The organism is Paenibacillus sabinae T27 (genome assembly GCF_000612505.1).
Taxonomy (GTDB): domain Bacteria; phylum Bacillota; class Bacilli; order Paenibacillales; family Paenibacillaceae; genus Paenibacillus_AQ; species Paenibacillus_AQ sabinae.
The window spans coordinates 2817696-2844203 of record NZ_CP004078.1 but is presented as its reverse complement, the minus strand read 5'-3'; the positions used below and the strand labels follow the sequence as shown (position 1 = coordinate 2844203).

Genomic DNA, 26508 nt, shown 5'->3' with positions numbered 1-26508 from the left:
ATAATCCGGTTCTGTGATCTGTGCTAGATTGATTTTCGCACATTCCGAGCAGCAATAAAAGACCGTTAGGGGAACGGTCTTTTATTTGCTGTAGAAATGGAACCTTTATTAATAAACATCCCGCTGATACCGCTTGCCCAGCGACATCTCATGCACATAATGTTTTGCTTCATCTGCGCTCATCCCGCCATGCTGCTGAATAACGGCTCTCAGCGCTTCATCGACTTCCTTGGCCATTTGAGTGGCATCTCCGCACACATAGAAGTGAGCGCCTTCCTGAAGCCATGCCCAGAGCTCCGCACCATGCTCCAGCATGCGGTGCTGGACATAGATTTTATCAGCCTGGTCGCGGGAAAAAGCGGTGTCCAAGCGATGCAGAAAGCCTTCCTTCATGAAAGCTTCGAGTTCATCTCTGAAGTAAAAATCGCAATCCTCACGCTGTTCGCCGAAGATCAGCCAATTCTTGCCCTTGGCCCCGGTCGCCCGGCGCTCCTGCAGGAAGCCGCGGAATGGAGCGATTCCGGTACCTGGTCCGACCATGATCATCGGCGCGTCCGGATTCGTCGGCGGGCAGAAATGCCCGTTTTTCTGAATGAAAATCGGAATTTCCGTATCCATCGTGGCGAGGTCGGCAAGAAAGGTGGAGCATACGCCTTTTCGGGGGTTGCCCATGTAATCGTAACGCAAGGTGGAAACCGTGATATGGACCTCATCCGGATTTGCTTTTGGACTCGATGAAATCGAGTAGAGACGGGGCTGCAAAGGCTTTAGCCGCCCGGTAAACTCCGCCGCGCTGATCGATACCGGAAATTCCTTGAGGACATCGATCAGCTGGCGCCCCCACAGCCAATCTTTCAGGGTTGTCTGGTTTTCACTTTGAAGCAGTTCATTCAGCCGTTCGCTGAGTGAAAGGTCCCGGATAAACCGGAGCATTTCCGGATGAATACGGGCAATCTCGAAGTGGTGGAGCAGCGCCTTGCCAATCGGCAATTCTCCCTGTCCTTTAACCGTAACCGGGGTGGACGGTTCCAAATTGAGTGTACGCAGCAGCTCGGCAACAAGCTCGGGACAATTGGTCGGCCATACACCCAGTGCGTCACCTGCTTCATACCGAAGACCGGTATTTCGGAGATCGAAAGCGTAGTGACGGGTTTCTTTTTCGGAATCCTCTTTATTTAGCCTGCGATTAAACAGGATGCGTGACTGAATCGGGCGATTCCGGTGATATCCTGCGGGTTCCGCAGCAAGGGGAGACGTACCGGATCCTGCAGCCTGAACCGTCACTGAAGCGGCGCCTGCCGATGACAACGGTCCCTCCGGGCCGTCAGCATACTCGGATAAAATTACAGAAGCTGTATCTAACCACGTGTCAACCTGCTCCTCATAATCCGTATCACAATGCATGCAGTCCATAAGCCGCTCCGCGCCAAGCTCGGCCAGACGAGTGTCCAGATTCCGTCCAAATCCGCAAAACTGATCGTAACTCGAATCGCCTAAGGCGAGAACGGCATAGCGCAGCTTGGTCAAACGGGATGCATTATCTGCTTGCAGGGATTGGAAAAAGCTTGCTCCGTTGTCCGGAGGATCTCCCGCTCCGAAGGTGCTCGCAATAAACAGGACGAAGCGTTCCCCGGCCAGATCCGGTACGGAATATTGGTTCATATTGACGAGTCTTACATTAGAGCCTGACTCCTGTAATTTTTTAGCGCAATAGATAGCAGCACCTTCCGCGTTTCCGGTCTGCGACGCCCAGAGAATGGTAACAGGAAGTCCTCCCGCAGCCTCTGGCCCCGCAGCGGCCGCCGCTTCAAGGCTGGAAATCGTCTGTTCACCTTGAAGGGGGCTCCGAGAGAACATCCCGGCCAGCAGCCCATCCACCCAATGGCGTTTCAACGGTTCAATCGGGGCAGCGGGTGGCAGAACCGGAATGCCGGAAGCCGATTGCGAATCCCCGGCGCGCAGACTGGTGATGAAGCCTGACAGATAGGCTTGCTCATGAAGATCCAGTGTCACGGCTTTAGGGGATTGAAGGCCCAACACGTTTTCAAGCGTATCCAGTTGTGCCATGTACAGTGCCTCCTTCGGATTGACGGTTACAGCGTCCGGTTGGTACCGGGTTTCAATTTCGTTAGGCTGTTTATCTTGCCCCGCTGACGGATGAACCGCTGCTTTGCCTAACGAGACGGAGCAATATTTGATTTCGGGCTGGAGGGAGAGGGAATCCACCGAATCATTGGTTACATTGTTTACCGCAAGATTCGTTCCGAACACATCATTCCAGTGGAAGGGGGAGAAGCAGTTCCCCCGACGCACCCGGTCTGAAACCAAAGCGGGAAGAATGGCCTGCCCGCGCTTCGAACGAATTTCAACCGGATCTTGATCCTTGATGTCGAGCATCGCCGCATCCTCCGGGTGTATCTCAATAAAAGGCCCCGGGTTCAATTTGTTCAGCGTTGGAACTTTACCCGTTTTGGTCAGCGTATGCCATTGATGCTGCAAACGGCCGGTATTCAGCACAAAGGGATATTCGCCATCCGGCAATTCCGTCGGCGGCATATAGGGACGCGCCCAGAAGATCCCTTTGCCGCTTTCAGTCGGGAAGAGAATACGCGGAGCGCTGCTGTCCGCAGGCTCTTTAAGCGCAGTCGTACCAACAGCTTCATCGCTCAGATAGCGGATCGGGTTGCGGTCGCTTGCGCCATCCGGCGGACAAGGCCACTGAACCGGCGTCTCACGCAGCCTATCATAAGACGCTCCCCGGATGTCATAACCGGTCTTCGGATTCCATGCCTGCTGGATTTCCCGGTAGACCTCATCCGAGGACGCATAGGAAAATGCTTCCGAATAGCCCATTTCACAAGCAACCCAAGCAATGATCTGCCAATCGGGCAGGGCTTCTCCGGGTGGATCGACGGCTTTCCGCATTAAGGTCAGGTTGCGTTCGGAATTAATCATCACGCCTTCACCCTCGGCCCATAAGGCGCCGGGGAGCAGGATATCCGCGAAACGGTTCGTCTCGGTATCCAGGAACGCATCCTGTGTAATGACCAGCTCCGCAGCCTCCAGCCCGGCAATGACGTTCTGCCGGTTGGGGACGGTGGCCACCGGGTTCGTACAGATAATCCAGCAGGCTTTGATATCGCCGGATTTCATGCTTTCGAACATGGACACTGTGCCGGTGCCGACCTCGCTGCGGAGGGTGCCTTGAGGAACCTTCCACATCTCCTCAATGAATCTGCGGTCTGCTTCGCTAAGGACGGAGCGCTGACCGGGCAAGCCCGGCCCCATGTATCCCATCTCCCGGCCGCCCATGGCATTCGGCTGGCCGGTGAGAGAGAAGGGACCGCTGCCCGGGCGGCATATGGCTCCCGTAGCGAGATGCAGGTTGCAGATGGCATTCGTGTGCCAGGTCCCATGCGTGCTCTGATTGAGGCCCATGGTCCAGCAGGTCATCCAATTCGGTGCTTTCCCGATCCATTCGGCGGCTTGGCGGATATCCGACTCAGGGATTCCTGTAATTTCGGCCACCTTGTCCGGAGTGTAATCCTCCAGGAATTCCGGCATATGCTCAAAGCCCGAAGTGAACTCGGAGATGAAATCCGGGTCGGTATGGCCGTTCTTCACTAGCAGATGCAGCAGTCCGTTAAGCAGGGCAAGGTCCGTTCCGGGCCTAATCTGCATGAACAGATGTGCTTTCTCTGCGGTTGCGGTCCTGCGGGGATCGACGACAATCAGCTTCGCTCCCGCCTTGACCCGGTCCATCAGCCGAAGGAACAGAATCGGATGACAATCGGCCATATTTGCTCCGATGACGAAGAATAAATCCGTGTTATCCATATCCTGATACGACCCTGGAGGCCCATCCGCTCCGAGCGACAGCTTGTAGCCGCTGCCGGCGCTCGCCATACAAAGGCGTGAATTGGATTCGATGTTATTCGTTCTTATAAAGCCCTTGGCCAGCTTGTTGATCAGGTATTGAGCCTCCAGGGACATTTGACCCGAGACATAAAAGGAGAGGGCGTCCGGGCCGTGTTCGTCCAGAATGGCGCGCAGCCGCTTGGCCGTACCGGTAATGGCTTCATTTATGCCGGCTTTAACGGGCGGAGCTTTACGCTCCTGACGGATATATGCGTATTCCATACGCCCCGATTCAGTAATAGCCAAGGCGGCCGTACTGCCTTTGGTGCACAATCTGCCGAAGTTGGCGGGATGCGTTTTATCGCCGGTGAGCTTGACAACGTGGTTACCGGACACTTCAAGTACGATTCCGCAGCCGACGCCGCAGTAGGGGCAGACACTTTTTACTTTTGTCGTTGTCATGAAAGTTCACCCCCACCGAAGTTCTCTTTTATTCTTAGAAATTGACGCCGGATTCCGCCTTGGCCCAGGTTTTTCTCCAGGAACGTGTTACCGCGTAGAAAATAAGGGTAGTCAATAACACAATAGAGCCTACAACGAGAAATCCTGTGACCTGTGAGCCTGTAGATTGTTTCAGCGGGCCAAGGATGTATTTAGGCAGCAAATATCCTCCCAAACCTCCGGCGGCGCCGACGATTCCCGTAATGACTCCGATTTCACTGGAGAAGCGCTGAGGTATTATCTGGAATACCGATCCGTTCCCCATGCCGAGGCAGGCCATCATTACGCTGGTATAAAGAAGCATCACAAGGAATGAAGAAGGCATGGTAGCAATAGCAAAGGCACATACGGAAATCACGCTGTACAAAATAACGAGGAGGCGCATACCGCCAATTCTGTCCGCGATCCATCCGCCGAGAGGCCGGAAGAAGCTACCTGCAATGACGGTAATAGTTACCAGATAGCCCACCTGGATTTTGGTTAAACCGCCGGGATGTGCGTTGTCGCCGTACACATCATAGAAGAAGATACTCGCATAGTTGGCGAATCCGACAAAACCGCCGAAAGTAATCGCGTAGAACATCGAGAACCACCACGTATCCGCATGCTTGAAGACGCTGAGATAATTCTTCAATGGTTTAGGCGCAGGAGCGTTCGGAGCGTCTTTAACCAAAATAGCGTACACGATCATAACCAGAATGAGCGGGATCATGGCAAGACCAAAAACATTGTGCCACCCGTAAGCCTGAGCAATCTGCGGCCCGAAAAAGGTAGCCAGCGCCGTTCCACTGTTGCCCGCTCCGGCAATACCCATCGCGAGTCCCTGATACTGCGGAGGGTACCAGCGGCTGGCCAGGGAGAGCGATACCGCAAAGCTAGCGCCCGCGAAACCGAGCATGAAGCCAATTATATGAATCTGCTGCAGGCTGGTTCCGCCGAGCCAACCCCAGAGAAGAGGGATGAGGGTAAGGCCCATTCCGGCGAGGCCCGCTTTTTTACAGCCAATGCGGTCTGCCAATATTCCCATCGGGATCCGGAACACCGATCCGCCCAGGATGGGAATCGCAACCATAGTCGCTTTCTGGGTATCCGATAGACCAAAATCCTTGGTTATGTAGAGCGATAAAGCTCCGCACAGCACCCAAATCATAAAGCTTACATCAAAATACAGGAAAGCGGACAATAAACTCGGGGAATGACCGGCCTTACGAAATCCTTTAGCTTCCATCTCTAACTTCCTCCTTTTGTTGGTTAACCATAGTTTTGATTTGGCACATGCGGCGGCGTAGGGAGCGCAGCAGTTCGTTTCTCGGTGACATCGCCTCCTTCAAAGTCATGTGCAGGCAAAAAAGGGCCGACTGACAGAACCCGCATTCATGCGGATTTCGTTAATCGGCCCCGTTGCCATTGCAGCCACATCATTGTGACTGACTTTCATTTTAAGTAGTGGCAGTTCATCAAGCCATCCGTTCACAACGTTGTGCGGGTGGACTCGTTCTGCTCCGAGCGACGCTTGTTTGAGTCGCCAATAAATCTTCTAAAGCCAATATAATTAGCTTTTGAAGTAATGTCAATAATAATAACATAAAAATTTAAAATAATTAATTTTAATGCGGTTTTTTGTGTTATTGAGCTTGAAGTGTTACTTAATTTGACATTGCTAGTTCTCTATTTGTGGAAAAAATGGGATAAATAATCATAAAAAAACGGCCCGTATGCGATATTTGCATACGGGCCGTTCTCGTGCCGTTTAATTGATGGTGTAACTTAATATTCCATCACAAAAGCTACGTTTTGCCATCCGGCGCCGACCGTCCAGAACAGAAGCTTGTCTCCGCGTTCAAGCAAGCCCGTGGTTACAGCCCGGTGCAGGGCAATAAAAGGGCTGCTTGTCGAGGTATAGCCAAATTCATCGCCGATGTAGACGGCTGCATCGGAGTCGATACCGGTTTTGCCCGATACCGCCTTAATGTTGGGAAGCGACAGCTGCGAGAAGCAGGCCACCTTTATCGACTCAGGTGCGATTTCATTGTTGCTTAGCAAGGTGTTGATGGACTCCGAAGCGGCGTCCACGCAGATCGAGTCGTCAAAGGGAATGAATTTAACATTGAACTCTCCGGCGCCCACGCCGGTGCGTCCCACATTCGACAGACCTTCAGCTGGGAACATGGAGTTGCCGTAGACACAAGTATCGGTCTGGTAGATGGAATCAATGAAGCCAACCGAATTCTCATCACGCTCCAGAATGACTGCTGCAGCCGCGTCACCAAAGTTGGCATAGTAGACCGGATCGTTCTTGTCGGCATGCGGCGCAACATGGTCAGAGCCGATGACCAGAGCACGGCGGATTCTCGGATTGGCCATCATCTGACGGCTGACCTGTTCGAAGGCAGCTGTCATTCCGGCGCAGTTCGCATTGCTGTCGATGCAGATCGTATGGGAGGCTCCGTTAATCAGCCGGTGAATCATTAATGAGTTGGTAGGAAAGATATATTCAGGAGTCTGACTCGCGTAAGCGATAAGGTCGATATCCGCACCGGTAAGACCGGTCTTCTCCAGAACATTACTCGCCGCTTCAAAAGCCATCGTCAGGGAGTTCTCTTCCTCATTGTCAATGCTGTAACGGTTTTCACGGCCGAGAGCTGCGAGAAGTCCACGAATATCAATGCCTTTTTCGTCAAAATGCTGAATGAAAAAGTCATTGCCAATCCTTTTGTTTGGATGATAGATATCGATGTCCTTAATACGAATCCCAGCCATATGAGTCCTCCTAAAAGTTTTGTGAGCGGCACATCAAGGTTCAACTTCGTACAAAACTCGCTTCGAAAGCATCCGCCAAGTTTTGTGAGCGGTACATCAAGGTTCAACTCCGTACAAAACTCCCTACGAAAGCATCCGCTAAGTTTTGTGAGCGGCACATTAGAACCCTTCAGCTATGGAAGATCAGCCGGTCTTACAGGCTGATGATATCCAGGTTTTCAAGTCCCGCTTTGCGGCCCAGTCGAGCCAACTGCATTTTGAGAACAGGGTTACTCTCAAGCGTAAGCTTCACTTTATCGAAGCCGTCTTTCTTGAACATCAAGAAGCAGCCTTCAAGAAGCGGTACGACATCAGGAGCGGTTACATTCAGCTTTCTGCAATCAATATCCAGCAGATATTCAGAAGGAGTAATAGGATTAATCGTTTCTTGATAGGCCTGGATCGATTTCAGACCGTCTTCTTCGGTGAAGGTACCCTCCAGTTCGATATTAACGATTTTTTTGGCGGAATCCGTCTTCAAAATAAATTTTCCCATGTGTTCATCTCTCCCAGAGTTTATTAGTTCAGCGTCTCGCTTTGGCTGCGTATTACACAGCCGGTTACTTGAGAATATCCTTCATAACTATTTCTTAACGTCAAGATTCGACATTATCACCTTAGCATTGGGATATTTTAACTTGATTATAAACATAAATTTCTCATTTATGCAATAAAAAGTCGAATTGTGTAACATTTTGACGGAGAGATAGTTATTGGATTTCCTCTAGTGTTGCGAGGAGCACATTAAATGCGGTAATCACTCTCGGAGCACCGACACAGGGAACCAGATGCAATAAAATGCCCTTGATCTGATCGACGGTCATGCCAACGCTGAGCGCCATCACATAATGAACGCCGAGCTGATCGAACTGTCCCATCGAAATTAAAGCGGAAATCACGACGATCTCTTTCCAATCTGCTGCAATGGTTGTCCGCTGAAAAACGTCCCCATATGCATTGCCCATGATATATTCAGCCAGTTCAGGAAAATGCTCTTTGATCGGAGCGAGCGCTTTGGCTCCATAGTCGCCGGAAAGGTTGGAGAAATGCTTAAGACCGCTGTTGATGTTGTCTATCATGAGAAGCCTCCTAGACGTTAGTAATCTAATTCAAATTCAATACACGGTGTGCGGTAGGGGGCACCTCATCGCGATCGGTCAATAGTTCGATGACAGCCACGCGGTTTAGAGCTATTGCTTCGCTAATAGCCGCTGCAAATTGTTCCTGGGTCTCGCACCGGAATCCGGTCGCTCCAAGCGATTCGGCAAATTTCACGGCATCCATTGGGACTTCAAAGAGCGTTCCGTCGATTCTGCCCGTAGTTTTTTCCATTCCTTTTAAAGCCATGTCCAGCTGCATGTTGTTCACTACGATGAAAATCACCGGGATATTTTTGCAAACAGCGGTATTTATTTCAGTTCCGAGCATCATAAAGCAGCCGTCGCCGGTAATGCAAAATATTGTTTCTTCCGGGGAGGCCACCTTGGCTCCGATCGCCATGCCGATTGCGTTGCCCATGCAGGCAAAGTAGGCGTCGAAGACAAAGCTTCCCGGCTTCTTCACGTTGTACCATTTCACGGCGTTGAAGCCGTGGCTGCCGTCATCCACAAAAACCGTATTGTTAGACGGTATCAGGTCGCTCATGGTGCTCATTACCGATGCAAGGGAAAGTTTAGACAGGACGGGCAGCTCTTCCTTATAATGAGCGGCGGTCTCCGTATCCCGTTCCGTTATCGCAGAGGAGTCGACACTCTGTAAAATCAGTGATAGATTATCGCGCACATCACCGCCGACCGCAATCGTATGGGAGTTCAGGATTTTGCCTACAAAGGTAGGGTCGATATCGAACTGAATCAGCGTCTCCGGATGGTTCTCGGCTTTCAGATTGCAGATGGTCATATCACTCAGGCGGGAACCCAGCACGATATACAAATCGCTATGATTCATCAAGTCATCGCCATGTTTGCAGCCGCCGACACCGACCGGACCGTGGTACAGCGGATGATCCCAGACGATGGCGCCTTTGCCGCCGGGAGTGGTAACGACAGGAATATTGAAGGTTTCCGCCAATTGAACCAATTCCTCATGTGCGCCAGAGCGGTTCACGCCCTTGCCGGCAATAATAAGAGGCTTCTTGGAATGGTTAATGGCATTAATTACCCGGTTGACCTTAGCGTAATCCACAAGCGTTTCCCGTTCAGGATAAACGATTCGGCATTCTTCCAGCAGCTCTGTCTGCACATCGAAAGGGATGCATAGATGAACAGGTCCGCGTTTGCCGCTCAGTGCAACAGAAATAGCATGGTTAAAAATGGTGCTGAAATGATCGCCGCGTTCGACCAGCTTGCTGAAGAGCGTTGCGGGTCTGAACATTTCCGCCAAATCGGCGAGATATGAGGAAGAATCCTGGCACTGGGGAATACCCAGCTCTTTAATGGATTGATGCCCTGTAATGAAGAGCACAGGGAGGTTGTTGGCTTTGGCGTGGGCCGCTGCGGTAATGAGGTTGGTTCCCCCCGGTCCGGATGTGCCGAAAGCCACGGCGAGATTTCCCGTTTTGAGGGCATAGCCGGAAGCTTCGAATCCGGAACTGGATTCATGTCGTCCGGGAATAAATTCAATACCGTAATCGACCATCTTGAGAACGATCGGGCAAATGGATTTGCCGATGATGCCAAAAGAATGCTTAACTCCGAGGTTGCGTAATGCCTCCGCCATATAATCTGCGACTGTCTTCAAAAGATCCACCCCACAATTTAAATATTGTTTGTAATGTTATCTTTCCTTAGAAGTGAAACTGGTAGATCAGAATTACTAGAAAATAGAAAACCTGTACTCAGGACTGAGCACAGGTCGGTTGACAAATAACCACATAGGACGCTGGTTGTATACCGCATCCCGGTTCCTCGGCAACCTGGCTGTCATGGTCTCATGAAATAAATGAGACTGTAGATCCATGGCTTTGCGTCATTCCCTTTCGGAGAATTTTGCCCATATAGAGTTTGTTTTGTTGAATAATACAACGAGTATACACCTTTTACAATATATTCCCAACTTAGCTTTTGTCAATATATTTTATAGAAAACCGCTCGAAATTTGACGGTTTTCGCGATGAACAAAATGGAGTAATCAACTGTTGAGTGAGATATTCTGGTACGGGCAAAAAGACTCATACAAGTTCCATACAAGTTTCTTAAAAGCATTTTTACGTACGGGTAATGGGTGAAGATGAATCATGGAGTTAGAAATAGGCCTATTGTAGGATTTCTGATATGATTAAACTGCTTATGATTCATTAGGGGATAACCATAATATAGGGGGATTGCATAATGTACGAACATCTAGTCGTCTTTAAATTCAATGATGGCCTTACACCCGCCAAGCAGCAGGAGCTGCTCGATCAATTGCTCGCGCTGCGGGACCGCATCCCGGGGATAACCGATTTAAGCGCAGGCGTCAATGTGACAGAGGAAACGGACAATATTCATGGATACACTCTTGGTCTGCGGGTCACATTCAAAGATCTGGAGTCGCTGCGTTCCTATGGACCGCATCCTATTCATCAGGAGTTTGTGAAGTCGCTGGATGGGCTATTGGAAAATGTGGTTGTCGTCGATTACCCCAAGATTTAAGTCTTTCAATAACGCCGGGCATTGGCTAAAGCACAGGGAACCGGAAATAACAAACGAATGGACTGCTCTATTTGCCTTATACGTTTCTATGAACTTGCTAATATACTGTATCAACCTTTGAAAAGGAGTGATACAGTTGGCTAATAGTGATGTACGTCTTGCGCTTTGGTCAGGTAATAATTTTTCTGTTCGCCGGATTCTCTTCAGACGCGGAGGAGTTGCAGTTCGTGATCTTGGAGCGTTTCGGTTCGACAATGTTCTCTCGAGCTTCCGGCTTAGAAATGTAGTGGAGAGATCTCAAGTCACTCTCGTGCTGTTCTCGCAAATAAACTTTCAAGGGTCGTTCCGTGTATTCCGCGGAAGCCAAAGCGTGGCGAACCTGGGAAATTTCAACTTTAACAATGTCACATCTTCCCTGGTCGTAGTGGGACGAAATCTTACAAACGCCGAAATTGCTTTGATTCAAAGCACAGGCAGACCGCCTCGTGACATCCTCATCATCAGACAATAATCAGGCAATGACGGAAAAAGGGTGCTTCGTGCACCCTTTTTTCGTGTGATAATATATGGCACGGCAGCAAACAATAAACGAGCTGTTACGTGCTGGTTGTGAACGAAAATAGAAAATATCCAAAAAATGATGGTGATAACATGACTGAGAGAGCAGGAATCCCGGAAGCGGGATGGAATTTCGACAATAGTTATGCCCGCTTGCCGAAATCTTTTTTTTCCAGACAAGACCTGAATCCCGTAAATTCGCCGAAGCTGATCGTTCTGAATCGTCCGCTGGCTGCCTCGCTCGGGCTAAACGCTGAGGCGCTCCAAAGCAGCGATGGCGCAGCGGTGTTTGCCGGCAGCCGGATTCCCGAAGGCGCCGAACCGCTGGCACAAGCTTATGCAGGCCATCAATTCGGGCATTTTACCATGCTGGGAGACGGACGGGCCCTGCTGCTCGGGGAACAGATCACCCCCGGCGGCGAGCGGTTTGATATCCAGCTCAAAGGTTCGGGCCGAACGCCGTACTCCCGCAGAGGTGACGGCCGTGCAGCGCTTGGACCGATGCTGCGCGAATTTATCATCAGCGAAGCGATGCATGCGCTGGGGATTCCGACCACCCGGAGCTTGGCCGTTGTGACAACAGGTGAGTCCATCATGCGCGAAACCGTGCTGCCCGGCGCCGTTCTGACCCGTGTGGCGGCCAGCCATCTGCGCGTCGGCACCTTTCAATTCGCCGCAAGCCGGGGCTCCGCCGGAGACCTCAAGGCTCTGGCCGATTACACGCTGCAGAGGCATTATCCGGAAGTGGAGACTGGTGGGAACCGATATCTGGCTTTGCTTCGGGAAGTCATCAAGCGCCAGGCCACGCTGATTGCCAAATGGCAGCTCGTCGGCTTTATTCACGGGGTGATGAACACTGACAATATGGCCCTGAGCGGAGAAACGATTGATTACGGTCCTTGCGCCTTTATGGATACGTATGACCCGGCTACGGTATTCAGCTCCATTGACCTTCATGGCCGTTATGCGTATGGCAATCAGCCGCCCATTGCCGCGTGGAATCTCGCGAGATTTGCGGAGACGCTATTGCCGCTGCTGCATGAGGATGAAGACGAGGCTGTAAAAATAGCCGAGGATGCCATTTCAGATTTTTCGACGATGTTTCAATGGAACTGGCTTGCGGGCATGAGGGCGAAGCTGGGGTTATTTAACGAAGAGCCGGAGGATGAAGCTCTGATTGACGATCTTCTTGACATGATGCACAAGGCTCGTGCGGACTACACCAACACTTTCCGCGCACTAACGCTGGAACAGCCTCAGGATACGCTTCTGTCCGGCGCCGCTGAATATGCGGAGTGGCACGAGAGGTGGCAAAAGAGGCTCGACAGGCAGGAGGAACCGAAAGCCTCCTCGCATCAGCTCATGCGAAGCAGTAATCCTGCAGTAATTCCCCGAAATCATCGAGTAGAAGAGGCGCTGGAGGCTGCAGTTAATCAAGGAGACTTGAGTGTGATGGAGCGGCTGCTCGGTGTACTCTCAAATCCTTACGCGGACTCCCCCGAACAGGCGGAATACGCTGCGCCTCCTGAAGAAACCGCCTGTCCTTACCGGACCTTTTGCGGTACCTGATACAGATTTGCTTTGAAATCCGCGCCTCGGGCGCGGATTTTTTTTGTCCGGATGAAGTAAGAAAAGAATTCCGACTCTGAAATGTTGCATAAAGTAAGAAAAACAATTGTAATGACTTAATAAATGCTGTACAATCACTTACACAACAACAGGGGAAATCAGTAAGGAGACATGCAGCATGTTTCAAGAAGAACGGATCAGCGCCATTACCGATTACTTAAACCAGCACCAACGAATTGACATCAAGGAAATTTGCCAACAGTTTGACGTGTCCAGGGATACGGCCCGACGAGATCTGCTTAAGATGGAAGAGCTTGGACTGGTTCTCCGTACGCATGGCGGAGCCGTCCTGCCACCCCAAAAAAACAAGGAGGTCTACGAGTATAAAGAACGCTTAAGCAGAGAATCCAGCGAGAAGCGTGAAATCGGACTTTATGCAGCTTCCCTGGTCAAAGAAGGCGATTGTATTCTGATGGATGCTTCCACCACCGTTCAGTACGCCGCGGAAAATATTACATCCGAACATATTGTGGTGGTTACGAACTCGATTGACATCGCGGATGTGCTCTCTCGAAGAAAAACGATCCGGACCTATCTGCTCGGAGGAGAGTTAAACCATCAGCACCGTTTTCTGTATGGGCAATCCACTATCGAAAAGCTGGCCGATTACCAGGTTGATAAATTGTTTCTCGGTGCATGCGGAATTACTTCAGACGGTTTGACTTACCCGTATGAGGAGGATGGCGTAGTCAAGCGGGAAATGATTAAACGGGCGAAGCAGGTGATTGTCTTGGCAGATCACACCAAGTTTGATGACCCGATGTTTTTTAGAATAGCCGGACTGGATGTCATTGATCTGTTGATCACCGACCGCAAGCCAAGTGAGGAAATGATGGAGAAACTAAAAGAGTTCCAGGTGGAATTATTAACGGTCTCGGAGGAGGATAACGATGATTAAGCTGATTGTTTCCGATTTGGACGGCACATTACTGAATCATTCGCTCAGAATCACAGATAGCGACTGGGATGCGGTGAAGCTTGCGTTTCATGAAGGGTATGAATTTTGCATCGCGTCCGGGAGAATGCACTCGGAAATCAAGCTGCTCATGCAGGAATTTCACGGCCGGTATTTTACGGTCAGCCAGAATGGCGCAACCATTTACAAAAAGGACAAAGAGCTTGTGAGTGACTATTTTTTCGAGCCTGAGGTCTCATCCGAACTTCATCAATTTTCTTCCAGGAATCCGCATTTTGTGAGCTTTATCCACTGCACGGATGACTCCTTCTATACAGAGAATCGGTCGGAAGAGACGCTTCCCTATGAATCGCGGATATTGACCGCTTGCTCCGATCGCAGAGATTTGGCGGATGCTTTGAAGAATGGGGCAATCAAAAGCTGCAAGTATTCTTTCTTCGGAGAAATTGACAAGTTAATCCTTCTCAAAGACGAATTGCAGGATCAGTTCGAGGGCCGGATCGAATCCTTCATTTCGGCTAGCGACTGTCTTGATGTCATGCCGTTAAATGTCAGCAAGGGAGCGGGACTATCGTTCATCATGCAGGAGCTGGGACTGAGCCGTAATGAGGTCGCATGCATAGGGGATTCTTTCAATGATCTGTCCATGTTTGCCCTGACGGACCACAGCTTTGCGATGAAAGGCGGACATTCGGACGTTAAAAAGAAAGCGGCTCATGTGACTAATTCCGTAGCCGAGGCGATCGAACAGATCATCAACTATAACCGCACGTTTGAAGCGAGACGGTGATCCGGGTGGCGGGGAACGGTTCAAAGCGATTACCGCTTTTGGACCGTTCCTTTTTTATTGTGGGGACGTTCTGCTACAGGTTACCGCAAATTTTGGATATGCGATCGAGAACCTCGGAGGAGCTGCCGTATTTGCACATGGCGTCGCAGTCAGAGCGGAGATCGGAAAACAGGATGTAGGAAATGCGCTGGACGCTCTCCTGCTGAAGGGAAGGGCGAAACAGCTGAGCCCGGACTTCTTTCTCCCGGCTGTCGGGACAAATCAGGCACAGCTTGGAATCGTAGCTGCCGAGCGACAATTGTAAATCATGCAGTCTTAGAATCCCCGAGTAGATGGAAGTGCTTTTTTCCACTTCAAAAGCGGACATGATACGATTTCTGTCATCCAGCCAAATCACGTCGATAAAGGAAATCGTATCAGCCACGGGTTTCGGGACGTTTAGCGGCGGCAGGGAAGGGAGGGAAAGCTCTCCAAGAACATTCCGGTCCCACTTCCGTTTGTGATCGTTCTGTGCAATCCACACTTTATAGCCGAGCGCATGTCCGAGTCTGGCCAGATGATACTGCATCTCACTGTGCTCATTATTTTCTTTGATATCATTGGATACGTCCAAATGCCTTTTAAGCTTTGTTTTTTCCCGCTTGGCGTCTTCTGTCCTAAGGTAATTCTCCGCGTTCTCCTCCATGATGATTCGGCCGGAGCCGATTTCAAACATGAATCCCGCAATCGCTCCAAGATCCTTGGAAAAAGCCGAGCGGTGATCCTCGTTCATTGACAGCAGTTCTGCCCGCATTTCCAAATAGGCCGGCCATGACCCCAGCTTGATCTTGCGCCCGAGCAGCAGGTTAAACCCATTGACGATCGCCGTATTGAACGGCGGAAATAAGGTAGGGTGAAGGAAATACAGGATATTGGCTACGGCCGGCCCCAGTCCTTTAATCTGTAAGCGGTCCAGGCTCATGATTTCCGTCAGGACCGTTTTTTCCTGGGTAGTCTGGGAAACGGACTTCAAGAACCTTCCAAAAGCGAGCTGATGCTCATCATTCTCATAAATATCGGGGATACGCATCTTTGGCTTCCAGTAAAAGGCGTGAGCGGCGCCTTCAAAAACCTGCTTCTGCTCACAGATCGCCGCCAGCACAAATTCAAGCGGAGAGCCTTTGAAATCATTTCCGAACGTTCTCGACTCAATCGCTTGAATCACGTCGTTCAACCCGCTTTTTATCGTGCGAAAAGCCTTCAGACGATCACTGCTATGCAGAAACCATGTATGATACACGGATTCCAGGTCCGATTTATATTCCTTGATGAGCGGTTCGATACGTGATGCCATTTTTCATCATTTCCCCCATAAAGTGACTTAAACAACCATATTTCGAATTATAATCCGGATCATTCGCTCGGGCTGTGCTTTTATTTATTTTGAAAAAACATCCTTTCCTCATGGTTTCTTCATAATTTCCCCAAAGTGAATTGCTATTCTAAAGCTACGGACAAAGACATCGATGCTCTTGATAAAGGAGGTGAGTAGATTTTGAAAACCATACGCAGCATCATCGGTTTCGTTCTCATCGTCATTATTTTATCCAGCCTTGGATATATCGGATGGTTCGCTTCGAAGAGCGGTCTGCTATCCTGGAACAACTCCGGAACTACAGCAGCGGAGACGAATGCGCACAGTCAGCACGCGGCCATGCAGCAATCCGGTACAGCTTCGAGTGCGGCAGAGAACCCTATTGAAGAATTGAAAAAGAAAGTATCGAGCGCCAATCAGTCGGTCAAGCAAATGGCGGATTTGATGTCGGATTATCCTTATATGGTTCCGGCGAGCGCGGCAACTTACAGTAACAACGAATCGGGTGGAACCGGCGGTCAGGCCGGCACGGGAAATCCGGTACAGGTTCAGAATTTTAAAAGAGGCATATACCTTTTGTCCGAGAGTGTATATCTGGTCCATCAGCTCGATCAAATGGTGGAAGCTCAGTCAGCATTAACTGACTCGCCGGCTCCGACTTATCAGATGGTTGTCTACCGTTATAACCTGCTGGTTCAGAGCCAGGCTGCGCTTAACAGCGTGTATATCAAGCTGAATCAGGCCAAAGATGTATTCTTGTCCAATGTTTCAGATGCCCAGGGAGCAGACTACATCGGAACGAGCGATCTTCGGCAGACGAACAAGGCCATCTATCAGATGGCACAGACGGTAATGGAAATGGAAGGCCTGAATCGGTGGGTGAATCAGGAGATTGAACAAACCGTTGTGCAGGCTCAGAATCTTTCCGCAGCGGAAGCATCCAATACGGTGTCCGACGCATCCCAGCGTTTCAGCATCAAGGGCATTCCAATGCCGGGTCTCCTTACAACGATTTCCGTATTGTTCATTGTCTTATTGACCGTCGGGGTGATTGGAATGATCCGAAGCCTGGCTGTATCGAGGCCGGAACCGGCCAACACGGAAGACAACATTTAATTTTAGAAGGAGGAGAAGCAAGAAATGATGGATATGGATATGTCCGGAAGTGTTCAAGGTTCGGTGAATATGGGGACTTATGGAGGCACAGGGAACGTTATCAGCGGAATCCTGTCCACTGTAACTCAATTACTGCTGGTCGCTTTAGTCATCAGCCTGGTTGTCGCATTTGCCGTTTGGCTTAAGAACGCGTACTTCAAAGAGTCCTACAACAAAGGAAAACAGGTAATCAACAACGATCCGCTGTTAAAAACCATTGTTGTCCTGGCCGCCACGTTTATTGGCGTAATCATCGTATTGTATCTGCTTGGCATCTTGGTAAACGGCGGATTTCAATCGAATCGGATCGGGCTTGTATCCGCTTGGAGCGTAGCAGGGATATTGACTTTTTTTGTAAAGCTGTTGACCATTCTTTTTGTCGTAGCTTTGATCGCATTTCTGTACAGCTACGTGAAGCAAAATATCAATAGAACGCCGGCCGCTTCTTCAAGTGGTGCAGTCATTACTACAGGTGATGAAATTAAAGCCAATCGAGTTGAGGAGAACGCTCATAACGCAAAGGCCGGTTCGGATGAAACGGAAAAGAATAAAGACTAACACGGATAGAGGTTGATACTGGCAATGAAGTTTGATTTTATCCTTCACTGGTTATGGGCGATTGTGTTCTCCATCTTGGCTCTCAGCGGAATTGCAATGGCGGGAGCAAAGTATGGTTGGGTGATGCAGTATGATATTGCAACTGCGGATATCGTGCACCGTCTTGCTGCGGTCGTATATGTTCTGCTGACCCTGATCATCATCATCTATGAAATGATCCGTATCCTGAGACGGGATAAGACCAAAAAGCCATGGCTTGTATTCGGTCCATCCGGTTATGGGCTCTTTACCTTCATTACCACTCTCATTTTTATCGTTACCGGAGCAATGATCTGGCTCTTCATGGATAGCAGCCACGCAGTAACGGCCTTCGCGCTATGGATTCATGACAAATTGACTTATCTGGCGGTGGCTAGCGTGATCTGGCACATCTATATGAAGAGCCACGCATTGAAGTGGCCTAAGAAAAAGGCACAGAAGGGAAGATAATCTAAGAAGGGAGGGCCTTCGTCATGTGGATGAAGAAAAATAGGTTTAAGCTGATGGTCTGGATGGTAACGACGTCATTCTTCTTTGCCTTCGCCGCCATATTGATCTCGATGTTTCGCTACGGACCGACCGAACAAGAAACGATGAGCTTCATGATGGGGATGATGAAGGCCATGGAAACCTCCCTGATGGGATTGTCCATGCAAGTGAAAGAAGACGCAAATGTGCAATGGCTGGTGTATGAGAGCGTTCAATTCGCATTACCTCTACTCGCGATCAGTATAGCTGGCGGCGTCTACGTACGGTGCAGAAGAAAGGTGTAACCCATGTTCAATAAACAAAAACGGCCGTTCTGGCAGCTCAGCTCCGTGTTTGCAGTTCTTGTCATCCTCGTGCTGGCCCTCTCCTGGAGCAATCCATCGGAAAAGGTGTCGCAAATGGATGCTTCAATGGCTGACATGATGAGCAATGAGGTTCTGGGTTATACAACCATACCGGATCTGTTCAATCCCGGAACAATGGAAAGTACGGAGGTCCTGTCAAGCAATGGCGGGCATGCCGGGCATCATGACCAAGCCGGGAGGCTGTATGCGATTCACTTGATAACAACGGCTCTGCTTGTGTTTATGCTGCCAATTATTATAGCAGGGGCCTTGTTTCTTGCCATCGTATGGCCGAAGCCCGTCAAATGGAGGAACTCAAAATGAACGCTCTCGGAGCCTTTGGAAACCTGTATATGGCATCCTTGTTGATTCTTCTTGTCGCAGGTGTGCTCTACACCATTTATTATCTGTTAGCAAAAACATACGGCTATATTAGCGGTGCAAGTAAGCCTAAAGCAAGTAATACAACGAGCTCAATTGGAGGGGTTTCCCTAATGAAAACAAATAGTTGGTTGAAATTGGCAATCTTCTCTTTCGTCGGTTTAATCATCTCTGTCATTTTACTTAATCTGACCAATAACACCGGTACAGCAACGTCAACGAATAGTCTTCATAACATCCATGTTAACGGGACTGCCGGAGTCGGTGGAACGATGCAGGGCACAATAAACGGCACCGTACCGGTGGATCAAATGAATGAAATGATGCAGCGTATGAACCAGCTGCAGCAGGATATGATGCGGATGCAGCAGCAGTACATGGGCGGCATGCAATCCAATATGAACCCGGGTATGCAATCCAATATGAACCAAGGCGGCATGCAATCCAATATGAACTCGGGCAGCATGAGCGGTTCAGGCGGCATGATGGATGACATGGACATGATGAACATGGGAAGCGGCGGCAGCATGAATAACGGTGGTAACATGAACAACGGCGGAAACATGAACAATGGCAGCAACATGGGAATGATGTAGGAGGAATGAGACTTGAGCAGTAAAAGTCTTGTATGGCTGTTCTTTGTGGCCCTGATCATCGGCGGGACGGCAGCAGGTATCTATATCAATGAAACCTCGGCTTCTAAAGGAACGGCTGCCAATGAAACGACTGCGAATGAAACGGTTCAAGAAGCTACCGGTGGAGCCAATCAACAGATGAATCATAGTTCACATGGAACAGCCGTTACGGATTCAGCGGGAACTATGGGGGAAATGGCTTCCCCCAGTCCTTCTCCCGCTCCTGAAGCGGCTGCGGAACCTGTCCAGGAGAAAGCGGCGGTATTGCCGCAGCCTAAAGCCGGACAACCGGTTAAAGGCTTTACCTTAACGGCGATGGAGAGTAACTTGGAACTGTCTCCTGGCGTAACGCAAGCTGTCTGGACTTACAACGGTACGGTTCCCGGGCAGGAAATTCGGGTGACTCAAGGAGACTTCGTCAGAGTGACGCTGAAAAATGAATTGCAAGTACCCGTCACCATCCATTGGCATGGATATTCGGTACCCGCAGGCATGGACGGGGTGCCCGGCTTAACGCAAGATGCGGTTCAGCCTGGGGAAACGTATACCTACGGGTTCTCGGCCGATGTAGCGGGAACGTATTGGTATCATTCGCATCAAGAGAGCTCCGTGCAGGTTGACAAGGGGCTCTACGGCGCCCTCATAGTGGAGCCGAAACAATCCGAACAGCCGGATAAAGACTATACCTTGATTCTGGATGAATGGATGAAGGAAGGCGGAGACGCCCACGGCGCCCATGGCTCCGGCAGCATGAGTGAAGATGAAATGATGGCTTCCATGTATAATATTTATACGGTAAACGGGAAGTCGGGCTCATCCATTACAGCTCTGGAGACTAAGCTCGGAGACACCGTCCGCTTGCGCTTGATCAATGCCGGATATCTGGCTCACGGAATCCACATTCCCGGTGAGTTCCGGGTGGTAAGTACGGACGGACAGGAAATCGCTGAGCCTGCCGTACTCAAGGATCAGGTTGTAACGATCGCTCCGGGTGAGCGTTATGACATCGAGCTGAAGATTAACTCGCTCAAGGATTTTACTATTGATGCGCATGACGACAATAAGTATAACGATCAGCTGGTTATTCCGGTCAAGGTGTCGGGAAGCAAGGGCGAAGCATTGGAAGTCCAGCACGACTCATTGACCGATTTCGATCTGTATCATTACGGCAAGCCTGCCGAGTCGGATTTAAGCAAAGTCCAGAAGTTTGCACTGGAATATACAGCCGTGCTGAATTCCAGGGTGGACGGGAACGGGCAAGTGTATACGATCAATGATAAAGTTTTTTCAGAGCTCCCTGCGCTGCAGGTGAAGACCGGCGATTATGTAAAGCTTACGTTTGAGAATAAAAGCACGGTGGATCACCCAATGCATGTACACGGCCACTTTTTCCAGGTTCTTGAAATAAACGGGGTTAAAGTGGAAAGTACGATCATGAAGGATACCATTCGGGTGAAACCCGGCGACAAGATCGTTGTCGCCTTTAAGGCCGATAATCCCGGAAACTGGATGATTCACTGTCATGAGCTTCACCATGCCGCTGGCGGGATGGCGCAGCAGCTGACATACACCGATTATCAATCTGGATATGCTTCTCCTTCTAATGCGGCCAACAAACCGGAATAGAGCAGAGGCGACAAAATAGGGCTCTCCCGCTTTGGGAGGCCCTTTTCCTTTTACCGTTTAATTTGCCGGCTTATCGGGATTTAACACAAGACTGCGGACGATCGAACCCATTAACGGTACATTTTCCTCGATGCGAAGCCCCGCTTTTTCGATATTTTGCAGCGTTCTGCGGTTGATGTTGGCTCCCGAAATGCGGACAGTTACCGGATTAAGAAGATCCATGACTAATCCCAGCACCGGCTGTTCGCTGCGCATATGCTCGAGCAGAAGCACTTTCCCATCCGGCTTGCACACTCTTCGGATTTCCTTTAAGCCGGCTATCGGGTCCGGCACCGAGCAGAAGACACAGGTCGCAACCACATAATCGAATGAATTATCGGGAAATTCCAAATGCTGGGCATCCATCTCCAGTAGAGTTACCGGAAAAGGAGCGTGGAGCGCCTTCTGTTTGGCAAACTTTAGCATACCCGGACTGAAATCTATTCCGGTAACGCCTGCGGCACGGGGCGGATAATAGGACAGGTTCGCTCCGGTTCCAACGCCAACCTCCAGCACCTCGCCTTCAGCCTTGCTGAGCAGATCAGCCCGCCATTCTTTTTTGATCATCCGTTCCATTACATCGAAAACCCCCGATATCCGGTCATATCGTTTTCTGATGATGTCTGATCGGTTTGTTTTCATGCTTAATGACCACTCCTAATCTTCGTCGAGAAAGAATCCTACTAGTTTGTTATGGTAAGAAGTGCTGATCCGAAAGGAATCTTGGCTAGGTGGAGACGTCGCATGATCCGGTTCCGTGCGCTCTTGGACTTCATGGATTTCAGGCTGCGATGGTTCGGGAGGCGTTGGCTCAATAGACGAAGGCATTGGTGAAGGCATAGGCGACGGCGTCCAGTGATTTGAAAAGGGCTGGGGAATCGCGCCCCCGGCCCATTGCGAAATCCAGTTCATCAGCAATTGCTTCGTATAAGGATGATTGAACCAATCCAGCTGCTCCTCGGTAAGATGCTCCGGCAGAGGAATGAGAATATGCGGCTTTTCCTTTAGGTATGCCCGATTTAGCGATTCGATCAAGAGCTGCGAAATTTTGTTGCTGAAGGTTCGGTCACCGGTTTGTTTCAGTTGATCCAAATAATCAAGAACCGCCTGAGGGGTATTTTCGGGCAAAGTAACGGTTATCGTGTGGAATTGGGGAGTCGATGAGTCCATTTCTGGACCACCTACTCTGCAGCGGCGGCCACTTGTTCATTTTTATATTGAAGGTAGACAGCCAGTAATTTATAATATGCCCTTGCAATCATCCAGATCGAATCCTTCGTTCCAACAAAGCGAAGCGGATAGCCTTCTTCCTGCTCGTTAATCTTCTCAAGGTAAGGTTTAAGCAGCAGGGAACCGCCGCCGATTTGGTAGGAGACACGGATGCCGGGTACCTTGTTCCAGGAGCTCCGGATCAGTTTATATTCTTCACGGGCGATTTTGACCAATACTTCATCGACGATGGACTGAATGCTGAACCTTTTCCCTCTGAACCAGACCACATTGCGTTCCTCTTTGTTTACCGAAGTAATGACTTCGACCAGCTGCTGCCGGTTCAAGAACCGGTATCCGATCTCGTGCTGGACCCGTTCCATGATCTCATCCAGATAGGGAGAGACCCCTTCCTTGATTCCATCCGAATAAATGTTGTCCACGGTTCCGTCTTCATGAATAATCGCTGCGTCGGTAGACAGCCCGCCAATATCATTAATGAGCACGGTCATCCGCGTCAATTCCTCGTTGCGGACCGATCCATCCTCGTTCGTCGTCAGATCGATTAACGCAACATGTCCTTCTATATTAACCAGCACTTCTTCGAAGTTTAATTTTACCACTTTTCCGCCGATTTCCGGAGTGGTTTTGAACCGCACTTCATGCGTATTTTCTTTGAGCTTAGCTTTAAACGTTTTGCGCTTTCCCCGCTTCGCTTCACTTAAAGGCAGCCCCGTTGAAAGATAATAGGTTGCTTCGATGATTCCATCCTTGTCGTTCAAGGCTAGAGCGGCGTCATAAGCGAGTGCGGTCAGCAGCATAACGACGGGCTGATCGGCCTCCGATTTTTCACTGACCGTTGTAAGTTCGTCATTATGGGCGTATCCTCCGGCCAGATTGCCGACAGCATAAATTCCCCGCCCGCTCTTAAGCGCACCCGAAATGATCTCAACGTGGAGACCGTCCAGGGGACGCTTTTCAAATTCCACAATATCCCGGGACGGTCCAATTTCGGCGATTACATTCGGAATATAGATTTCCTGATCCAGCCCTTGAACATAGGCTTTAAGCGCATCGTTGCCGATATCTACTGCAGCTTGCCTGATACTCATGTCAATATCCTCCCTTAATGGCTTGTCCTACTGCTTATTTTCCAAAGAGACGGCAGTTTCACCAAAAAAGTTCCGCTTTACATAATCGAGTGCAAGGCTGTTTTCGCGCTGCTCCGCATAGCGGTCTTGAGAGTCTTGAGGTTGGATGATGTTTTCAGAACGGAGCTCGGGCGGGTGGTTCCGGTTAGCAGATTTGGTATACAAATCAATAAATCTCAATATTCCCATGGCAACCGTAACCAAGGTAAGAAGGATGAAGAGGAGAAGAAAAAATGAAATGGAATCGGCAAACCATTTGTTGAAAAGCAAGACGGTTCAACTCCTTCAATACCGGATTTTTACCTATTTCTATACTTAATTTACCAGTAAATTATGTTGAATTTATGTAGATTTTTAGTAGATAGCCCGGCATTATTTCATATTCATCATCGAGTGGTTTGGATGCTTGGGGTCTGGAAGGGTAGCGCCGGATGCACTGCCTGCGGTGTAAAGGATGAGGAATACAGCGGCTGCCAGAAACATAAGGGAAGGGGTCCGAAAGATCCAGTTGGAGCGTTTCAGTAACGGTTCCTCGATTTGGCCTTGGAGCATAAGCGTATGAACAAATTGGAGGAAACCACCAATGGCCATAAAAATAAAAATCACCCGATTCCACTCGGACGAAGGAAGCATCACCATTAGCATCGCTCCCATCAAGCCGGCCATCATGCCGGATAATGCTCCGTTCAGAAATGCTCCAACAGAGATTAGAGAGCCGATTATTCCTCCAGCAAGTATACCGATCAGCACACTGGTCAACATGGAGAGGAAGGGATTTACTGAAAATGCGGCGCCAACAATCGTCCCTTCACCAAAGCCGATAACCATCCCGCAAGCCATCGGTGTAATCATTGCAATAGTGCCCGTTACGGCAAAGCGGAACCGGTAGATAAAGCCAAGCGACCAGCAAGCTATCAAAGCGTAGAAGACGGCGGCAATGATCCAGTTTGTTGTCATGAGCAATAACCCCCTGCTTGTTTATATTTTATCGTATGTGGCTTGGGTTAAAGCGCATGCCTGACTTTTTCGAGGCTGACTCCAATCTAATAATCATTATTAATATAAATTGATTCCACATCATTTCTACATATTTTTAAGTTAAAGTGGTATTAATTTAAAATTCAAAGCGGAGGTAAACGATGAAAAAAGGTATAGCGGTAGTAAGTATCACTTTAGTGCTAAGCGCAGTCCTGGCCGGATGCCAAATCGGGAATAAAGCGCCGGAACCGGCGGCTCAAGATACCGGCACAGCATCGGTAGCCGTTCCTTGGATTGGCACAAAGAACACGACGCGAATTAATACATCCGATCCGATTGAGGCGGCCGTTCTGGTCTCCCGGACCCTCTGGACAGCGGTATCCGATAGCAACAGACCGGCAAGCGTCGTGTTGACGGACGTTAGCAACTGGCAGATTGCGGCCGTGAGCACCGATTTGATTCACCATCCGAGCAATGGCCCGGTTCTCTTCTTCGAGAAGGACAAAGTCCCCGAAGCTACCCTGGAGGAATTAAAGCGTTTGAAGCCGATGGGCGCGGAAACGAACGATAACATCCAAATCGTCATTGTTGGTCCTGTCTCCGCAAGCGTTGAAGAACAGATAAAAGGCCTCGATATAAAGACAGACAAGATCGAAGGGGATGAGCCGGCCGCTGTCGCCCAGGCGATTGATGCGTACTATGCCAAAGTGGCGGGCGAACTGCCGCAGGCTGTGGTTGTCGGCTCTATGGACAGTCCGGAATACACGCTGCCTGCGGTAAACTGGATCGCCCATATGCCAGAACCGCTGCTTTACGTGAAGAAAGACGAAATTCCTGCGCCGACCGTGGAGGCATTAAAGAAACGCGGGGGCAACGCAGCCATCTATCTGATCGGACCGGAATCGGCTGTGTCCGCAGATGTGGAGAATGAGCTGAAATCGTATGGAACGGTAACCCGTATTTCGGGCAATGATCCGTACGCCAACTCGATTGCTTTTGCCCAGTTTAAAGATCAGGGCACGAAATTTGGCTGGGGTATTACCACGCCTGGGCATAACCTGTCGTTCCTGACCCCGGATGACCCCATGCTAGCCATTGCTGCGGCTCCGTTCTCGCATCTTGGCAAGCATGCACCGCTGATTATTACCAATAAAGACGGCATGCCGGATTCGGTTATGGAATATGCAATGACGCTCCAACCGAAATTCCAGGATTCGCCGGCGGAAGGCCCGTACAACCACGCCTGGATCACTGGCGACAGCTCGAGCATTACAAACGCTGCGCAAAGCCAAATCGATGATATGCTGGAAATTTCACCGGCCTCGGGCGGCAATCCGCACACAGGGCATTAATGCACCCTGAACTCCATTTACAAAACAAGCTGACACCGGTTAACGCCGCATCGTCAGCTTGTTTTTTATCCTGAAATCGTGCAATCCTGCTTAAAGCACATCATTACCTCAACTTTTCAACATATTTTCTCCATACTCCTTTCTTAGAATAAAAGTATAAAGTGTGACCCTGAAATGAAGAGATTGAAATCAGATAAAGTAAAGTGAGGTAATTGCGATGAGCTGCTGTGGAAATCATAACCATGGAAACCAACATAACGATAACAACAATGAGGATCACGGAATGAGCAAGAAACATAGCCTTTTGATGAAATTATGCTGTATCGTACCGATTGTACTGGTGGCTGTCCTACTGATTGCCAGCACTGTGAAAGGATCATCCGGCAATTTATTGACGTACGGTCTGCTTCTGCTCTGTCCCCTGTCCCACCTCGTACTCATGCCTCTGATGATGCGGAATAGGAAGCATTGAGGAACATCACAGAATACCAATAGAGGGCAAAGAAGGTGGGGGT

Annotated in this window: 26 protein-coding genes and 1 riboswitch; of the genes, 14 read left to right on the top strand and 12 right to left on the bottom strand. The window is 49.8% G+C overall.

Annotated elements, in window-relative coordinates; all coding sequences use genetic code 11:
• Nucleotides 1-108: 108 nt before the first annotated feature.
• The 6 genes from PSAB_RS13000 to PSAB_RS12975 form a co-directional block, all read right to left on the bottom strand.
• Nucleotides 109-4320, bottom strand: coding sequence for a sulfite reductase subunit alpha (locus PSAB_RS13000; RefSeq protein ID WP_025335015.1), 4212 nt, complete (start codon nt 4318-4320; stop codon nt 109-111).
• 34 nt (nt 4321-4354) lie between these two features.
• Entirely contained in the window at nt 4355-5587 is a 1233-nt protein-coding gene (locus PSAB_RS12995; protein ID WP_025335014.1) for a nitrate/nitrite transporter, read from the bottom strand.
• A gap of 539 nt (nt 5588-6126) precedes the next feature.
• Complete coding sequence (locus PSAB_RS12990; protein ID WP_025335013.1) at nt 6127-7119, bottom strand: 3-oxoacyl-[acyl-carrier-protein] synthase III C-terminal domain-containing protein; 993 nt, start codon at nt 7117-7119, stop codon at nt 6127-6129.
• A 193-nt stretch (nt 7120-7312) separates the two neighbouring features.
• Nucleotides 7313-7654 carry a hypothetical protein gene (locus PSAB_RS12985; protein WP_025335012.1) on the bottom strand — a complete coding sequence of 114 codons (342 nt, stop codon included), beginning with the start codon at nt 7652-7654 and terminating at the stop codon, nt 7313-7315.
• Nucleotides 7655-7868: 214 nt separating this feature from the next.
• Entirely contained in the window at nt 7869-8237 is a 369-nt protein-coding gene (locus PSAB_RS12980; RefSeq protein WP_025335011.1) for a carboxymuconolactone decarboxylase family protein, read from the bottom strand.
• A gap of 25 nt (nt 8238-8262) precedes the next feature.
• Nucleotides 8263-9906: a thiamine pyrophosphate-binding protein gene (locus PSAB_RS12975; RefSeq protein WP_051529766.1), complete on the bottom strand. Its 1644-nt coding sequence runs from the start codon at nt 9904-9906 to the stop codon at nt 8263-8265.
• Nucleotides 9907-10063: 157 nt separating this feature from the next.
• A riboswitch (cyclic di-GMP riboswitch) is annotated at nt 10064-10160 on the bottom strand.
• A 327-nt stretch (nt 10161-10487) separates the two neighbouring features.
• Here PSAB_RS12975 and PSAB_RS12970 point away from each other — a divergent pair.
• The 5 genes from PSAB_RS12970 (at nt 10488) to PSAB_RS12955 (ending at nt 14683) form a co-directional block, all read left to right on the top strand.
• Complete coding sequence (locus PSAB_RS12970; protein ID WP_025335009.1) at nt 10488-10790, top strand: Dabb family protein; 303 nt, start codon at nt 10488-10490, stop codon at nt 10788-10790.
• Nucleotides 10791-10926: 136 nt separating this feature from the next.
• The gene (locus tag PSAB_RS26460) at nt 10927-11301 is read left to right on the top strand and encodes a hypothetical protein (protein ID WP_084266522.1); all 375 of its coding nucleotides are present in this window, start codon (nt 10927-10929) and stop codon (nt 11299-11301) included.
• A 140-nt stretch (nt 11302-11441) separates the two neighbouring features.
• Nucleotides 11442-12917, top strand: a complete 1476-nt coding sequence (locus PSAB_RS12965; RefSeq protein ID WP_025335008.1) for a protein adenylyltransferase SelO — start codon at nt 11442-11444, stop codon at nt 12915-12917.
• Nucleotides 12918-13095: 178 nt separating this feature from the next.
• Entirely contained in the window at nt 13096-13875 is a 780-nt protein-coding gene (locus PSAB_RS12960; RefSeq protein ID WP_025335007.1) for a DeoR/GlpR family DNA-binding transcription regulator, read from the top strand.
• A complete protein-coding gene (locus PSAB_RS12955; protein WP_025335006.1) occupies nt 13868-14683 on the top strand; it encodes a Cof-type HAD-IIB family hydrolase in 816 nt (271 codons plus the stop codon). Before PSAB_RS12960 ends, PSAB_RS12955 begins: the two co-directional genes overlap by 8 nt.
• Nucleotides 14684-14756: 73 nt before the next feature.
• Here the strand turns inward: PSAB_RS12955 and PSAB_RS12950 are convergent, their stop codons facing one another.
• Nucleotides 14757-16016 carry a hypothetical protein gene (locus tag PSAB_RS12950; RefSeq protein WP_025335005.1) on the bottom strand — a complete coding sequence of 420 codons (1260 nt, stop codon included), beginning with the start codon at nt 16014-16016 and terminating at the stop codon, nt 14757-14759.
• Nucleotides 16017-16217: 201 nt separating this feature from the next.
• On the opposite strand from PSAB_RS12950, the gene PSAB_RS12945 reads away from it, so the two are divergent.
• Genes PSAB_RS12945 through PSAB_RS12915 form a run of 7 tightly spaced genes read left to right on the top strand, consistent with a single transcriptional unit; the run spans nt 16218 to nt 21264 of the window.
• The gene (locus tag PSAB_RS12945) at nt 16218-17153 is read left to right on the top strand and encodes a hypothetical protein (RefSeq protein ID WP_025335004.1); all 936 of its coding nucleotides are present in this window, start codon (nt 16218-16220) and stop codon (nt 17151-17153) included.
• Between the two features lie 24 nt (nt 17154-17177).
• Nucleotides 17178-17750 (top strand): hypothetical protein, encoded by a 573-nt coding sequence (locus PSAB_RS12940; protein ID WP_025335003.1) that lies wholly within the window; start codon nt 17178-17180, stop codon nt 17748-17750.
• Nucleotides 17751-17774: 24 nt separating this feature from the next.
• Complete coding sequence (locus tag PSAB_RS12935; protein WP_025335002.1) at nt 17775-18239, top strand: cytochrome b/b6 domain-containing protein; 465 nt, start codon at nt 17775-17777, stop codon at nt 18237-18239.
• A gap of 23 nt (nt 18240-18262) precedes the next feature.
• Nucleotides 18263-18562, top strand: a complete 300-nt coding sequence (locus PSAB_RS12930; protein WP_025335001.1) for a hypothetical protein — start codon at nt 18263-18265, stop codon at nt 18560-18562.
• 3 nt (nt 18563-18565) lie between these two features.
• On the top strand, nt 18566-18946 hold the full coding sequence (locus tag PSAB_RS12925; protein WP_025335000.1) for a hypothetical protein: 381 nt from the start codon (nt 18566-18568) through the stop codon (nt 18944-18946).
• Nucleotides 18943-19599 (top strand): hypothetical protein, encoded by a 657-nt coding sequence (locus PSAB_RS12920; protein ID WP_025334999.1) that lies wholly within the window; start codon nt 18943-18945, stop codon nt 19597-19599. Before PSAB_RS12925 ends, PSAB_RS12920 begins: the two co-directional genes overlap by 4 nt.
• 12 nt (nt 19600-19611) lie before the next feature.
• Nucleotides 19612-21264 (top strand): multicopper oxidase family protein, encoded by a 1653-nt coding sequence (locus PSAB_RS12915; protein ID WP_025334998.1) that lies wholly within the window; start codon nt 19612-19614, stop codon nt 21262-21264.
• A gap of 57 nt (nt 21265-21321) precedes the next feature.
• Here the strand turns inward: PSAB_RS12915 and PSAB_RS12910 are convergent, their stop codons facing one another.
• The 5 genes from PSAB_RS12910 to PSAB_RS12890 all read right to left on the bottom strand — a co-directional run bounded on the left by PSAB_RS12910 (nt 21322) and on the right by PSAB_RS12890 (nt 24620).
• Nucleotides 21322-21945, bottom strand: a complete 624-nt coding sequence (locus tag PSAB_RS12910) for a class I SAM-dependent methyltransferase (protein WP_025334997.1) — start codon at nt 21943-21945, stop codon at nt 21322-21324.
• 15 nt (nt 21946-21960) lie between these two features.
• On the bottom strand, nt 21961-22473 hold the full coding sequence (locus PSAB_RS12905; RefSeq protein WP_025334996.1) for a hypothetical protein: 513 nt from the start codon (nt 22471-22473) through the stop codon (nt 21961-21963).
• Nucleotides 22474-22484: 11 nt separating this feature from the next.
• Nucleotides 22485-23624 carry a ParM/StbA family protein gene (locus tag PSAB_RS12900; RefSeq protein ID WP_025334995.1) on the bottom strand — a complete coding sequence of 380 codons (1140 nt, stop codon included), beginning with the start codon at nt 23622-23624 and terminating at the stop codon, nt 22485-22487.
• A 27-nt stretch (nt 23625-23651) separates the two neighbouring features.
• Nucleotides 23652-23933 (bottom strand): hypothetical protein, encoded by a 282-nt coding sequence (locus PSAB_RS12895; protein WP_025334994.1) that lies wholly within the window; start codon nt 23931-23933, stop codon nt 23652-23654.
• A 102-nt stretch (nt 23934-24035) separates the two neighbouring features.
• The gene (locus PSAB_RS12890; protein ID WP_025334993.1) at nt 24036-24620 is read right to left on the bottom strand and encodes a hypothetical protein; all 585 of its coding nucleotides are present in this window, start codon (nt 24618-24620) and stop codon (nt 24036-24038) included.
• Between the two features lie 182 nt (nt 24621-24802).
• Here PSAB_RS12890 and PSAB_RS12885 point away from each other — a divergent pair, with 182 nt between their 5' ends.
• Both PSAB_RS12885 and PSAB_RS25105 read left to right on the top strand, forming a co-directional pair.
• Nucleotides 24803-25993, top strand: a complete 1191-nt coding sequence (locus PSAB_RS12885) for a cell wall-binding repeat-containing protein (protein WP_025334992.1) — start codon at nt 24803-24805, stop codon at nt 25991-25993.
• A 283-nt stretch (nt 25994-26276) separates the two neighbouring features.
• Nucleotides 26277-26465 carry a DUF2933 domain-containing protein gene (locus tag PSAB_RS25105; RefSeq protein ID WP_158442590.1) on the top strand — a complete coding sequence of 63 codons (189 nt, stop codon included), beginning with the start codon at nt 26277-26279 and terminating at the stop codon, nt 26463-26465.
• Nucleotides 26466-26508 lie beyond the last annotated feature (43 nt).

What these genes read in the sequence shown, in the direction of transcription:
- PSAB_RS12935 (WP_025335002.1), top strand. Translation starts at nt 17,775, where the DNA reads ATGAAGTTTGATTTTATCCTTCACTGGTTATGGGCGATTGTGTTCTCC.
- PSAB_RS12900 (WP_025334995.1), bottom strand. Translation starts at nt 23,624, where the DNA reads ATGAGTATCAGGCAAGCTGCAGTAGATATCGGCAACGATGCGCTTAAA.
- PSAB_RS12980 (WP_025335011.1), bottom strand. Translation starts at nt 8,237, where the DNA reads ATGATAGACAACATCAACAGCGGTCTTAAGCATTTCTCCAACCTTTCC.
- PSAB_RS12940 (WP_025335003.1), top strand. Translation starts at nt 17,178, where the DNA reads ATGATGGATATGGATATGTCCGGAAGTGTTCAAGGTTCGGTGAATATG.
- PSAB_RS12890 (WP_025334993.1), bottom strand. Translation starts at nt 24,620, where the DNA reads ATGACAACAAACTGGATCATTGCCGCCGTCTTCTACGCTTTGATAGCT.
- PSAB_RS12985 (WP_025335012.1), bottom strand. Translation starts at nt 7,654, where the DNA reads ATGGGAAAATTTATTTTGAAGACGGATTCCGCCAAAAAAATCGTTAAT.
- PSAB_RS13000 (WP_025335015.1), bottom strand. Translation starts at nt 4,320, where the DNA reads ATGACAACGACAAAAGTAAAAAGTGTCTGCCCCTACTGCGGCGTCGGC.
- PSAB_RS12955 (WP_025335006.1), top strand. Translation starts at nt 13,868, where the DNA reads ATGATTAAGCTGATTGTTTCCGATTTGGACGGCACATTACTGAATCAT.
- PSAB_RS12995 (WP_025335014.1), bottom strand. Translation starts at nt 5,587, where the DNA reads ATGGAAGCTAAAGGATTTCGTAAGGCCGGTCATTCCCCGAGTTTATTG.
- PSAB_RS12905 (WP_025334996.1), bottom strand. Translation starts at nt 22,473, where the DNA reads ATGGACTCATCGACTCCCCAATTCCACACGATAACCGTTACTTTGCCC.
- PSAB_RS12965 (WP_025335008.1), top strand. Translation starts at nt 11,442, where the DNA reads ATGACTGAGAGAGCAGGAATCCCGGAAGCGGGATGGAATTTCGACAAT.
- PSAB_RS25105 (WP_158442590.1), top strand. Translation starts at nt 26,277, where the DNA reads ATGAGCAAGAAACATAGCCTTTTGATGAAATTATGCTGTATCGTACCG.
- PSAB_RS12885 (WP_025334992.1), top strand. Translation starts at nt 24,803, where the DNA reads ATGAAAAAAGGTATAGCGGTAGTAAGTATCACTTTAGTGCTAAGCGCA.
- PSAB_RS12950 (WP_025335005.1), bottom strand. Translation starts at nt 16,016, where the DNA reads ATGGCATCACGTATCGAACCGCTCATCAAGGAATATAAATCGGACCTG.
- PSAB_RS12920 (WP_025334999.1), top strand. Translation starts at nt 18,943, where the DNA reads ATGAACGCTCTCGGAGCCTTTGGAAACCTGTATATGGCATCCTTGTTG.
- PSAB_RS12990 (WP_025335013.1), bottom strand. Translation starts at nt 7,119, where the DNA reads ATGGCTGGGATTCGTATTAAGGACATCGATATCTATCATCCAAACAAA.
- PSAB_RS12930 (WP_025335001.1), top strand. Translation starts at nt 18,263, where the DNA reads ATGTGGATGAAGAAAAATAGGTTTAAGCTGATGGTCTGGATGGTAACG.
- PSAB_RS12970 (WP_025335009.1), top strand. Translation starts at nt 10,488, where the DNA reads ATGTACGAACATCTAGTCGTCTTTAAATTCAATGATGGCCTTACACCC.
- PSAB_RS12960 (WP_025335007.1), top strand. Translation starts at nt 13,096, where the DNA reads ATGTTTCAAGAAGAACGGATCAGCGCCATTACCGATTACTTAAACCAG.
- PSAB_RS12925 (WP_025335000.1), top strand. Translation starts at nt 18,566, where the DNA reads ATGTTCAATAAACAAAAACGGCCGTTCTGGCAGCTCAGCTCCGTGTTT.
- PSAB_RS12910 (WP_025334997.1), bottom strand. Translation starts at nt 21,945, where the DNA reads ATGAAAACAAACCGATCAGACATCATCAGAAAACGATATGACCGGATA.